General features: G+C 40.2%; 12 protein-coding genes. 1 reads left to right on the top strand and 11 read right to left on the bottom strand.

Annotation, left to right across the window (positions count from 1 at the left end; all coding sequences use genetic code 11):
* Nucleotides 1-69: 69 nt before the first annotated feature.
* Together HT693_RS08910 and HT693_RS08905 are read right to left on the bottom strand one after the other, a co-directional pair.
* Nucleotides 70-1,299, bottom strand: coding sequence for a tetratricopeptide repeat protein (locus HT693_RS08910; RefSeq protein ID WP_023941003.1), 1,230 nt, complete (start codon nucleotides 1,297-1,299; stop codon nucleotides 70-72).
* Nucleotides 1,289-2,455, bottom strand: a complete 1,167-nt coding sequence (locus tag HT693_RS08905) for an AI-2E family transporter (RefSeq protein WP_000435449.1) — start codon at nucleotides 2,453-2,455, stop codon at nucleotides 1,289-1,291. The genes HT693_RS08910 and HT693_RS08905 overlap by 11 nt, the downstream gene beginning before the upstream one ends.
* A gap of 143 nt (nucleotides 2,456-2,598) precedes the next feature.
* Between HT693_RS08905 and HT693_RS08900 the strand changes: the two genes are divergently transcribed.
* The gene (locus tag HT693_RS08900; RefSeq protein ID WP_000665626.1) at nucleotides 2,599-3,612 is read left to right on the top strand and encodes a lactonase family protein; all 1,014 of its coding nucleotides are present in this window, start codon (nucleotides 2,599-2,601) and stop codon (nucleotides 3,610-3,612) included.
* A 198-nt stretch (nucleotides 3,613-3,810) separates the two neighbouring features.
* Here the strand turns inward: HT693_RS08900 and HT693_RS08895 are convergent, their stop codons facing one another.
* The 9 genes from HT693_RS08895 to HT693_RS08855 all read right to left on the bottom strand — a co-directional run bounded on the left by HT693_RS08895 (nucleotide 3,811) and on the right by HT693_RS08855 (nucleotide 10,985).
* Nucleotides 3,811-4,230 carry a F0F1 ATP synthase subunit epsilon gene (locus HT693_RS08895; RefSeq protein ID WP_000192870.1) on the bottom strand — a complete coding sequence of 140 codons (420 nt, stop codon included), beginning with the start codon at nucleotides 4,228-4,230 and terminating at the stop codon, nucleotides 3,811-3,813.
* A gap of 10 nt (nucleotides 4,231-4,240) precedes the next feature.
* The gene (atpD, locus tag HT693_RS08890) at nucleotides 4,241-5,647 is read right to left on the bottom strand and encodes a F0F1 ATP synthase subunit beta (protein WP_000094362.1); all 1,407 of its coding nucleotides are present in this window, start codon (nucleotides 5,645-5,647) and stop codon (nucleotides 4,241-4,243) included.
* A gap of 85 nt (nucleotides 5,648-5,732) precedes the next feature.
* Nucleotides 5,733-6,611 carry a F0F1 ATP synthase subunit gamma gene (locus HT693_RS08885; protein WP_000301222.1) on the bottom strand — a complete coding sequence of 293 codons (879 nt, stop codon included), beginning with the start codon at nucleotides 6,609-6,611 and terminating at the stop codon, nucleotides 5,733-5,735.
* A gap of 15 nt (nucleotides 6,612-6,626) precedes the next feature.
* Nucleotides 6,627-8,132 carry a F0F1 ATP synthase subunit alpha gene (gene atpA / locus HT693_RS08880; RefSeq protein ID WP_023941010.1) on the bottom strand — a complete coding sequence of 502 codons (1,506 nt, stop codon included), beginning with the start codon at nucleotides 8,130-8,132 and terminating at the stop codon, nucleotides 6,627-6,629.
* A 14-nt stretch (nucleotides 8,133-8,146) separates the two neighbouring features.
* The gene (locus tag HT693_RS08875; RefSeq protein ID WP_023941011.1) at nucleotides 8,147-8,683 is read right to left on the bottom strand and encodes a F0F1 ATP synthase subunit delta; all 537 of its coding nucleotides are present in this window, start codon (nucleotides 8,681-8,683) and stop codon (nucleotides 8,147-8,149) included.
* Nucleotides 8,683-9,177 carry a F0F1 ATP synthase subunit B gene (atpF, locus tag HT693_RS08870; RefSeq protein WP_023941012.1) on the bottom strand — a complete coding sequence of 165 codons (495 nt, stop codon included), beginning with the start codon at nucleotides 9,175-9,177 and terminating at the stop codon, nucleotides 8,683-8,685. Before atpF ends, HT693_RS08875 begins: the two co-directional genes overlap by 1 nt.
* Before the next feature lie 13 nt (nucleotides 9,178-9,190).
* On the bottom strand, nucleotides 9,191-9,907 hold the full coding sequence (gene atpB / locus HT693_RS08865) for a F0F1 ATP synthase subunit A (protein WP_000392851.1): 717 nt from the start codon (nucleotides 9,905-9,907) through the stop codon (nucleotides 9,191-9,193).
* 34 nt (nucleotides 9,908-9,941) lie between these two features.
* Nucleotides 9,942-10,142 carry a F0F1 ATP synthase subunit C gene (locus HT693_RS08860; RefSeq protein WP_001054562.1) on the bottom strand — a complete coding sequence of 67 codons (201 nt, stop codon included), beginning with the start codon at nucleotides 10,140-10,142 and terminating at the stop codon, nucleotides 9,942-9,944.
* A 429-nt stretch (nucleotides 10,143-10,571) separates the two neighbouring features.
* The gene (locus HT693_RS08855) at nucleotides 10,572-10,985 is read right to left on the bottom strand and encodes a GNAT family N-acetyltransferase (RefSeq protein WP_166731177.1); all 414 of its coding nucleotides are present in this window, start codon (nucleotides 10,983-10,985) and stop codon (nucleotides 10,572-10,574) included.
* Nucleotides 10,986-11,154 lie beyond the last annotated feature (169 nt).

Raw genomic sequence — 11,154 nt, 5'->3', positions numbered from 1 at the left:
GCTTGAAGCCATAATAAAAACCGTAGCTATCAAAAGAGATAAACTACAGTTCTATATGTTTAAACATTCTTACAATCTCTCAAACAGTTCTTGCATTTGCACATCATCTGGAACCAGTTTTAAGTAAGCTTGTGCATTGACTTTTGCTTCCTCAAAGTAGCCCAATTCACGCAAGAGATAGATATAGTGTTCCAAAAACTCTGGATTGTCCTTTAAATCTCCTGCCAACTCTTGGTAATGCTCATAGGCAGTATCCAAATCGTCCATTTCTTGATAGGAACGAGCAATCATCCACTTGGTCAAGAGATTTTCTGGCTCATCGCTCTGCAAGTCTAGAATATCCTCATAACGCTCCTGCTCCAGATAAATAGTGGCTAAACGAAGCAAGATTTCTTCTGTATCCTCAGCGTCTTCTTTAGCTGTTAGGAGATAATTTTCTGCCCCACTTGCATCATGCAATTCATAAGAGAATTGCGAAGCAGCTAGCAAGAGGCGAGTTTCAAAGGGATTTTTCTCTAAGCCTTGCTTAGCGATACGCAGGGCTTCTTGAACTTGATGTTCCTTATGTAAGGCCTGGCTATAACCATATTCATAGCCTTCAAAGTCAGGAGAAATGGTATCAAGCTGCTTAAAGTAAAGGGTGGCTTTTTGGTATTCTTCTTGATCAAAGTAAAGGCTGGCCAACTCAAAAGCTGTTAGGTCATCGTATTCTAACTCCAGGGCTTTTTCTAAAAACTCAGTAGCCGTTTCAAATTTCCCTAACTGGGCATAGGCAAAACCAATTCGTTGATAGGTGGAAATGCCCGTTTGCTCATAAATAGTACGATTATCTAACTGGGCATAGCCTTGAATGGCCTCTTGGTAATTTTCCAACTCACTATCCAACTCTGCCAAACCCAATATCAAGAGAGGATCCTCTGAGTAGGTCAAAGCCTCCAGCAATTTCTCACGCGCCACATCTGTCAAACCTTCCATCTGGTAAAGATCTGCCTTCAAAGCCAAAGCCGAAACATACCAGTCACTGTCAGCTTGGATTTCCTCAAGATAAGCAAAGGCTTCTTCGATTTGACCATCCTCGCTAGCAATTGCAGCTAGATTAAGATGAAGCTCTGGGAAATCCTCTACAATTTTCAGGTAAATCTCCTTTGCCTGAGGATAAAAACCAATTCCTTCAAGATAAGTTGCCAACTCATACAGAAGGTCACTTGGATCATTTTCTAAAGCTTTGACGAAATAGTGCTCAGCCTTGGCTAAATCTTGCTCCTCCAAAGCCTGTAACATCTGTTGACTATTGTTCACTTTTGACTTCCTCGCCCTCTAATTCATATAGACCACTGACTGCCTTATACCATTCGAAAATGGCTGAAATGACAACCTTAGCAGAGGCATAAACTGGAATACCAAGTAAAACTCCCCAGATACCAAACATAGATCCTGAAGTTAACAAAACAAAGAGAACATTAATGGGATGGATGTTTAATTGACTTCCCAAAATCAATGGAGAGACAAAACGGCCTTCAATAGTTTGTTCTACGATAAAGACAATCACTACTTTCAAAAGCATAACTGGACCAGCAATCAACCCCAATACTAGGGCAGGAAGCATGGCTAGAAAGCTACCAAGATAAGGAACCAGATTTAAAATACCAGCAGTAACCCCCAACGTAACTGCATAGCGTAGACCAATAATCTTGAAGAAAATCATAAACATTACTGCTACAATAATAGCCACTGTTACTTGCCCTCGAACATAGTTGGACAACTGTTGATTCACATCTGATAAAACTTGTCCAACAGGTTCCTTCAATTTTCTTGGCATAAATTGGGTCAAATAGTTACGCAAGCCTTTCCCATCACGCAAGAGATAAAAGAGCATGAAAGGAACGATAATCAAGGCAACAATCACTTGAGAAGCTCCGCTAATAAAGGCACTCACCCAGTTGACTGCCTGAGATGAAACCTTGCTCGCCCAAACTGTAGCCTGACTAGAGAAGTTTGTCAAAACCTGCTCTAACTGAGGTCTGAAATCATCTGGCAGGTGCTGGGCTACCAATCCATTAACAATCCTATCTATATCTTCTAAGTAAACAGGAACGTTTCTTGCAAAGGTCAAAACCTGACGTTGCAGATTTGGAATAGCTACTGCCAAGCCCCAAATGATAAAGATAGCGATGATGACAAAGACAATAGTGATAGCTATGACACGATTCACCTTATGCTTCTCCATCCAATCAACAATAGGATTTAATAAATAATATAGTAAACCAGATAGAATAACTGGCAGCATCACAACTGCCAAAAAGTCTAAAACAGGTGAAAATAGAAAACTAATCTTACTTAAAATAAAAAGATTCAGTCCCAATAATAAGGTTACCAAAAATACCGTAATGGCCTTGTTATCCAAAAACCACTTGAAAAACCAAGACAGGCTAAAATGTTTCTCTTTTTGTTCCATAAATACTTCCTTTCTATCGTTCTCTCATTATACCATTTTTAAATCAAAATAACTCTTTTTTAAAGTGCTTACATCTAATTGGATGTCTTTAATTGGCTTGTTTTTGTGATATAATAGTCTTATCTTTATATAGAGGTAAAGTTATGAAAGAAACTGTTTATTTTGGAACTTACACACGTCGGACTTCCCAAGGGATTTACAAGGCTGACTTTGATACAGAAACTGGTCAGCTTTCAAACCTAGAACTTTTTGCAGCTGAACCAAGTCCAACCTACCTTGCCTTTGACCAGCACCAACATTTATACACCGTTGGTAGTCAAGACGATAAGGGGGGAATTGCAGCCTATCAAACTGACGGGACTGTGTTAAATCATGTCGTTGAGGAAGGAGCTCCCCACTGTTATGTTGCTGTCGATGAAAAGCGTAATTTGGTCTATGCAGCCAACTACCATAAAGGACAGGTACTGGTTTATAAACGTCAGAAGGATGGGAGCCTTTTACTTAGTGATGTAGATCAACACAGTGGCCAAGGTCCACATGAAAATCAAGCATCTCCTCATGTTCACTATACAGATTTAACACCTGACCACTATCTAGTGACCTGCGATTTGGGTACTGACCAAGTCATCACTTATGACCTTGACCAAGAAGGAAAATTATCTAAGCTCTACACCTATCACAGCCAGCCAGGAGCAGGCTCACGCCATATCGTTTTCCATAACCACTATAAAATCGCTTATCTGATTTGTGAACTCAATAGTACTATCGAGGTTTTAATCTACGATGGTGTTGGCGAATTTGAACGTATGCAGGTTATTTCAACTTTACCAGACGGTTATGAAGGCTTTAATGGAACCGCTGCTATTCGTCTCTCTAAAGACGGTAAATACCTCTACGCTTCTAACCGTGGTCATGATTCTATCGCAGTATATACCATCCTTGCGGACGGTAGCTTAGAGTTATTAGAAATCGTTCCAACACATGGTCAGACTCCACGTGATTTTGATTTGACACCTGACCAAAAATTTCTCATTGCTGTCCACCAAGACTCTGACAATGCAACTGTCTTTAAACGTAATTGTGACAATGGTCGTCTAGCAGAACTCTCCAACGACTTCCATGTTCCCGAAGCAGTCTGCATCCGTTTTGCTCCTTAATACTCTTCAAAAATCTCTTCAAACCACGTCAGCGTCGCCTTACCGTAGGTATGGTTACTGACTTCGTCAGTTCTATCCACAACCTCAAAACTGTGTTTTGAGCAACCTATGGCTAACTTCCTATGTTTGCTTTTTGATTTTTATTGAGTATAAAACACCATAAAAAAATGAACTTGGAATTTTCAAGTTCATTTTTTCTTATAGTCTATTTCCGACATTAATACGGTTAATGGCACGTTGCAGCGCAATCTTCGCACGACGTTCTTGGTCAATCAAGTGTTTGTCTTGTGCTTCTTCAATTGCACGTTCTGCACGAAGTTTGGCACGTTCTGCACGACTGATATCGATATCACGAGCACGTTCTGCAGAGTCAGCGACGATTGTGATCATATCATTGGCAATTTCAATAACACCGCCATTTACTGCAATCCAGTTCACGTGATCTTCGTCATCAATACGTTTCACCTTTACTTCATCAACTGCTAAAACCGCAATCATATTTTCATGTCGTGGCAAGATCCCCATCTCACCATCCAGAGTTCGAACCGATACATAGCTGGCATGGTGATCATAGACGAGACCATCTGGTGTCACGATCTGGACAGTTAACTGAGTCATAGATCACCTCTTAAAATCCCATTTTTTCAGCTTTTGCAATCACATCTTCGATAGAACCTACACCACGGAAGGCATCTTCTGGCAAGTGGTCGTATTTACCATCAAGGATTTCCTTAAAGCCACGTACCGTTTCAGTAACTGGAACATAAGAACCTGGCTGGCCAGTAAATTGTTCCGCAACGTTGAAGTTTTGTGACAAGAAGAACTGGATACGACGGGCACGAGCCACCAAGGTCTTTTCTTCATCAGAAAGCTCATCCATACCAAGGATAGCAATGATATCTTGCAATTCATGGTAACGTTGAAGGACACGTTTTACTTCTGCAGCAACTGCATAGTGCTCTTCTCCAACGATTTCAGGTGCCAAGGCACGTGAACTTGAAGCAAGTGGGTCAACGGCTGGGTAGATACCCAATTGTACCAACTTACGTTCCAAGTTTGTTGTTGAATCCAAGTGAGCGAAGGCTGTTGCTGGCGCTGGGTCAGTATAGTCATCCGCTGGCACATAGATAGCCTGGATAGAGGTTACAGACCCCTTCTTAGTTGATGTGATACGTTCTTGCAATTGACCCATTTCCGTAGCAAGGGTTGGTTGGTAACCAACGGCTGATGGCATACGACCCAAAAGGGCAGATACTTCTGAACCAGCCTGAGTGAAACGGAAGATATTATCAATAAAGAGAAGCACGTCTTGGCCTTCTACATCACGGAAGTATTCAGCGATTGTCAAACCAGTAAGGGCAACACGCATACGTGCTCCTGGTGGCTCATTCATCTGACCAAAGACCATGGCTGTTTTCTCAATAACGCCTGATTCTTTCATTTCCCAGTAAAGGTCATTCCCCTCACGAGTACGTTCCCCAACACCGGTAAATACTGAAATACCACCGTGTTCTTGGGCAATGTTGTGAATCAATTCTTGGATTAAGACGGTTTTACCAACTCCGGCACCACCGAAGAGTCCAACTTTACCACCTTTAAGGTAAGGGGCAAGAAGGTCGATAACCTTGATCCCTGTTTCAAGGATTTCAGAAGAGGTAGACAATTCATCAAAAGTTGGAGCTTTTTTATGAATTGGCTGACGCTCTGCGTCTTCTGTAAAAGGAGCTTCCAAGTCAATGGTATCTCCCAAAACGTTGAAGACACGTCCCAAAGTTTCTTTACCTACTGGTACAGAGATTGGACGACCTGTGTCCAATACTTCCATTCCACGAGTCAAACCATCTGTTGATTCCATGGCGATAGTACGAACCATACCATCTCCCAACTCTAAGGCTACTTCAAGGACGATTTTTGTTTTTCTTTCGTCATTTTTGTAGACGACAAGTGCATTGTTAATCTCAGGAAGTTTTTCCCCTGCTGCAAACAAGACGTCTACAACGGGACCGATAACCTGAGCAATTTTACCTGAACTCATCTCCTTCTCCTATTCTATATAAGATACTGTCGGTTCCTAGTTCAACTAGGTCCTAAGTTCATTTTCATACGAGCTGGACTAGAGCCTATTCTAAGGCACTAGCACCTGCTACGATTTCTGTAATTTCTTGTGTAATCGCCGCCTGTCTGGCACGGTTATACTGAATTGTCAAATCATTGATGACTTTCTTAGCATTATCAGTCGCTGTTTGCATGGCTGTCATACCAGCAGCATTCTCAGCTGTCTTGGCATCGATAATGGCACCGTAAATCATACTTTCTGCAAACTGAGGCAACAACTGCTCCAAAATTTCTTCTCGGCTGGTTTCCAATTCAAAAGTCAAGCTGTAGTCTTCATCCGCTTCATTTGGATCCAAGTCAACAATCGGAAGCATTTGTTCCACACGCATTTGACTGGTTAGCGTATTGACATGGTGGTTGTAGCAAACATAGAGTTCATCAAAGAGTTCATTTTGGTACATTTCAACAGTTTTTGAAATAATCTTACGAACTTGATCAAAGCTAGGCTGATCCGCCAAGCCACGTAATTCATAAAGTGGTTGAATACCACGAGCCTTAAAGAAATCAGCTCCCATTCCACCGATACAGATCATTTCAAAACCTGTACCGTCTGGGTGGTATTCTTCTTTCAACTCCATAACGGCTTTCAGAATAGAAGAATTATACCCTCCAACCAAACCGCGATCTGAAGTAATGACGATATAGCCTGTCTTCTTCACAGGACGGCTAATCAGCATGGGATTGGTTGAGCCACCAGCTCCATTACCATGAAGAATATCTGTCAAAAGTTTGCGAACTTTCTGAGCGTAAACTTGGAAGTTGCGAGCAGCTTCTTCAGAGCGACCTAGCTTAGCAGCTGATACCATTTGCATGGCATTAGTGATTTGACTCGTATTTTTTGTTGAGGCGATTTTTGTTTTAATATCATTTAGAGATACTGCCATCTGACACCTCTATTCTTATTGGAAGCTAGATTGATTGAGAAACTCTGTAATCGCAGCATCCAAGACTGCTTCTTCTGGCAAGTCTTTTGTATCACGAATGGTTTCCAAAATATCTGGATGTTGAGCGTCAAAGAAGGCATGGAACTCTTCCTCGAAACGAACAATATCATCTACTGGAACAGTATCCAAGAAACCATGTGTCAAAGCATAGAGAATGGTTACTTGTTTCTCAACAGGTAAGGGTTTGTGAACAGGTTGTTTCAAGACCTCAACGGTACGACGTCCACGGTTCAACTTAGCCTGTGTTGCTGCGTCCAAGTCAGAACCAAACTTAGTGAAAGCTTCCAACTCACGGTATGAAGCAAGGTCGATACGAAGTGTACCAGCAACCTTCTTCATGGCTTTGATTTGTGCAGAACCACCTACACGCGATACAGATGAACCCGCATCGATGGCTGGACGAATACCCGCATTGAAGAGACCATCACCAAGGAAGATTTGTCCATCAGTGATAGAAATCACATTGGTTGCGATATAGGCAGAGATATCTCCTGCTTGTGTCTCGATAAATGGTAGAGCTGTAATTGATCCACCACCAAGTTCATCAGAAACTTTAGCTGAGCGCTCAAGCAAACGGCTGTGAAGGTAGAAGACATCTCCTGGGAAAGCTTCACGACCTGGAGGACGACGAAGCAAGAGTGACAGTTCACGATAAGCTACCGCTTGTTTTGATAGATCATCGTATACAATCAAAACATGCTTCCCTTGGTACATAAATTCTTCCGCCATGGCAACCCCAGTATAAGGAGCTAGGAAGAGCAATGGAGATGGTTGTGAAGCAGAGGCTGTCACAACGATTGTGTAGTCCAAGGCACCGTACTGACGAAGTGTTTCTACTTGCGTACGAACTGTTGATTCTTTTTGTCCAATTGCGACATAGATACAGATCATATCTTGATCTTTTTGGTTCAAGATTGTATCAATCGCAATGGTTGTTTTCCCTGTCTGACGGTCACCGATAATCAACTCACGTTGACCACGACCAATCGGTACAAGGGCGTCAATAGCTTTCAAACCAGTTTGCAATGGTTCTGAGACTGACTTACGTTGCATGACACCAGGAGCTGGCGCTTCTACTGGACGAGTTTTATCAGTGTGGATTTCTCCCAGACCGTCAACCGGACGACCAAGCGGATCCACAACACGACCAATCAGACTTTCACCTACTGGGACTTCCATGATTTTACCTGTACGGCGGATTGTATCGCCTTCACGAATATCTGTAAAGTCACCTAGGATGATAATACCAACGTCTGTTGACTCCAAGTTTTGAGCCATACCATAAGAGCCGTTTTCAAAGATCAACAACTCTCCACTCATGGCATTGTCAAGGCCATGAGCACGCGCGATACCGTCCCCGATATAGGTTACAACACCTGTTTCAGTCACATCAAAATTGGGTTTGAAATTTTCAATTTGTTGCTTAATTAAAGCGCTGATTTCTTGTGCGTTAATTGCCAAAAGAACACCACTTTCTATTTCAAATTTTCTTTAACAACTTTAAGTTGTTGTTTAATACTCACATCAATTGTCTTGTGATTGGCAAAAATAACAAAACCACCAATGAGACTTTCATCGATTTGTTCTTTTACACTCCTTACTTTCAGAGACATTTTCTTCTCAATCAAAGGGAGCAAACGACTCTTTTGTTCATCAGTTAGAGGATGAGCAGCAGTAATCGTCACTTCAAATCGATTTGTTTCTTTTTCAAGTCGGTCCAAGCAATCTACAAGCACATCATAAAAAAGATTTGCTCTGTGATTGTAGACCAGAACCTGGATAAAGTTTTGTAATAAAGGTGACACAGAGTCTTGGAAAAAAGCAATCGTTTTTTTCTTGTCAGACTCATCTACTGTCACTTTTTTTAAAAAAGAAGGTAAACCTGTTTCTTCAGCAACTTGCTTGATTTGAGTCAAGTCTGAAAAGATACGGGCTTCTTCTCCTTTTTCAAGTACCAATTGGACAAAAGGCATGCTGTATTTTTCAATTACCTTTACTGTTTTCTTGTCCATTAAGCTTCTCCTAGCTGATCGATATACTGATCAATGAGTTCTTTATGGGCATGACCGTCAAGGTTTTGTGAGATGATTTTACCAGCTAGGCTGATGGTCAAATCTGCTACCTCACCCTTAACGCTTTGTAAAGCTTCAGCTTTGTTTTGAGCAATTTCTTGGTTTGCTTTTTCTTTTAAGCGTCCTGCTTCTAGTTTAGCATCTGCTAAGATATTAGCCTTACTTTGCTCAGCTGTTTCCTTTGCATTTTCAATGATTGTCTTAGCTTCTTTACGGCTACCAGCCAATTCATCTTCGCGTTTTTGAGCCAATACTTCTGCTTTTTGACGGGCTTCTTCAGCTCTGTCAATATCTGAAGCAATTTTTTCAGCTCTTTCTTCGAAAATGCCTGTAATATTAGACCATGCAAATTTTTTAATCAAGACTAGCAAAAGAATAAAAGAGCCAGTGATTAAAATAAAATTACCAATCAATTCACCTACTGTTACGTGCATCAGTTACTCCTTTCTATTCCTCTTCAATATTAATCTTATTCCCTAAATACACAGATGTCAAAAGAGTAAAGACATAAGCTTGGATGCAGGAAATAAAGACAGAAAATGCAGTCCAAGCCAAATTAGCTCCAAAGGCTACTGGATACCAATAAATAGCTTGGTGGGAAAGAAGAAGTAACAAACTCGTCATGACCTCTCCTGCAAAGATATTCCCAAAAATCCGCAAAGCCAAAGATAAGAAGTTTGTAAATTCTTCCAAGATATTCATCGGTATGACAAAAACAGGACTCATAAAAGATTTTATACTTTTTTTAAATCCACGACGACGAACGCTTTCTATATGTGTCAACAAAATGACAAGAAAAGATAAGGTTAAGTCATACTGTAAATTAGCGGTTGGCGAACTCCACCAGTTAGTCCCATCGATCGTTTGAAGCTTTGTCATTAAGCCAAGGTTATTGGCAATCACCATGAAAAGAAATAAACAAAGGAAAAAGAGTGAGTAATCTTTCATGTAGCGCGAACCAATGTTAGGTTCTGTAAATCCAATAACAAAGTCATAGACATACTCAAGTACATTTTGCTTTCCTTTGGGTTTCAAGGTCATATTGCGGCTTGCCCAATAAATAAAGACAAAAATAACTCCCACAATCAACAAGGTCATGGCTAACATAGTCAGATTGAAGATAACAGGACCAATAGAGATGATTGGATTAATACTTTCTTCCATCTAAAATCCTCCCTTTTCTTCTCGTTCCATGTATTTATTTGATAATAAATGAGAAGACAAGAGTTACAAAGAAAGTTCCTTCAATAAAGGCAACACCTAAAAACATCAAACTACGAAACTCAGAAAGCATATCTGGTTGGCGTGCTACTGATTTAAACAGTCCATTCATCAATAAACCTTCACCGACAGATACGCCCATACAGGCAATACATAAGCCTAAAAATGTTAAATTCATAACGAATTCTCCTTTAAAATAAAATTTACTTACTTAGTGTAGTCCTAAAATTTAAATTTGTCAACTTTTAACCGCTATTGGAAGCGTTTAATAAAAATTATTTCCATTTTCTTTCGGATTTCACTCTATTCTGAAAAACTCGAGAGGGGAATCTCGGATTAATGTCAATTTAAAAAGATAGAGAGTTTTTAGTTTAAATAAATTGTTTTAAGATATCAACCACATCACTTCTTTTCTTAACCCGATAAGCCTTGATTCCCAATTTCTCAGCTGCCATTGCATTGTACCCAATATTGCTCAGAAAGACACAATTTCTAGGTTATAACTGGTATTTATCGATAGTTACTCATATACATCAGTCCACCTCCATACTTATGTGCGAGCCTCTCTTTGTATTATACCTCCATACTCACCTTACAGATTCTTTTGCTAATAATATCTTTGCCCAATGTAGGGATAGTCTTGTAACCTAAAGACTTCCTTGTAGCCATACCTTTTATAAAAATCAAGAGCTTGAAACTGGTAGGTATTGACAAAGGCAAAACGACAGTTTCGATTCTTAGCTTCAGTTTCTGCTTGCTGCAATAGTTTTGAACCGATTCCTTGCCCTCTCAGTTCCTCTTTTACAAATAAATACTCGATTTCTAGCCAATTTCTAAAAGTCTCTACTATCAAACCTGCCAGGAGATTGCCCTTTTCATCTTCGACATAAAGATTAAGTGGCTCACTTTCAGCTTCCTCTCTTTTTGAACGGTTATAAACACGAATCAGATTCCCTATTTCTTGCGATTTATGTGAATCCTTATTTTTCAATCTAAAGTATAGTGAAATAAAATAAAACATGCGCAAATCGATTAAGGAATTTAATCTAATTTCTAACAATGTCTTAGAAACCAAAGTATACTATTTTAACTTCAATGCACTATACATCTAATACTCAATGAAAATCAAAGAGCAAAATAGGAAACTAGCCACAGGTTGCTCAAAGCATGGTTTTGAGGTTGTAGATAGA

The sequence above is a fragment of the Streptococcus sp. 2154 genome (assembly GCF_013277255.1).
Lineage (GTDB): Bacteria > Bacillota > Bacilli > Lactobacillales > Streptococcaceae > Streptococcus > Streptococcus pseudopneumoniae.
This window is presented reverse-complemented; position numbering and strand designations above follow the sequence as displayed.

What these genes read in the sequence shown, in the direction of transcription:
- HT693_RS08895 (WP_000192870.1), bottom strand. Translation starts at nt 4,230, where the DNA reads ATGACTCAGTTAACTGTCCAGATCGTGACACCAGATGGTCTCGTCTAT.
- atpF (WP_023941012.1), bottom strand. Translation starts at nt 9,177, where the DNA reads ATGCACGTAACAGTAGGTGAATTGATTGGTAATTTTATTTTAATCACT.
- HT693_RS08905 (WP_000435449.1), bottom strand. Translation starts at nt 2,455, where the DNA reads ATGGAACAAAAAGAGAAACATTTTAGCCTGTCTTGGTTTTTCAAGTGG.
- HT693_RS08855 (WP_166731177.1), bottom strand. Translation starts at nt 10,985, where the DNA reads ATGTTTTATTTTATTTCACTATACTTTAGATTGAAAAATAAGGATTCA.
- HT693_RS08875 (WP_023941011.1), bottom strand. Translation starts at nt 8,683, where the DNA reads ATGGACAAGAAAACAGTAAAGGTAATTGAAAAATACAGCATGCCTTTT.
- atpD (WP_000094362.1), bottom strand. Translation starts at nt 5,647, where the DNA reads ATGAGTTCAGGTAAAATTGCTCAGGTTATCGGTCCCGTTGTAGACGTC.
- atpB (WP_000392851.1), bottom strand. Translation starts at nt 9,907, where the DNA reads ATGGAAGAAAGTATTAATCCAATCATCTCTATTGGTCCTGTTATCTTC.
- HT693_RS08860 (WP_001054562.1), bottom strand. Translation starts at nt 10,142, where the DNA reads ATGAATTTAACATTTTTAGGCTTATGTATTGCCTGTATGGGCGTATCT.
- HT693_RS08900 (WP_000665626.1), top strand. Translation starts at nt 2,599, where the DNA reads ATGAAAGAAACTGTTTATTTTGGAACTTACACACGTCGGACTTCCCAA.
- HT693_RS08885 (WP_000301222.1), bottom strand. Translation starts at nt 6,611, where the DNA reads ATGGCAGTATCTCTAAATGATATTAAAACAAAAATCGCCTCAACAAAA.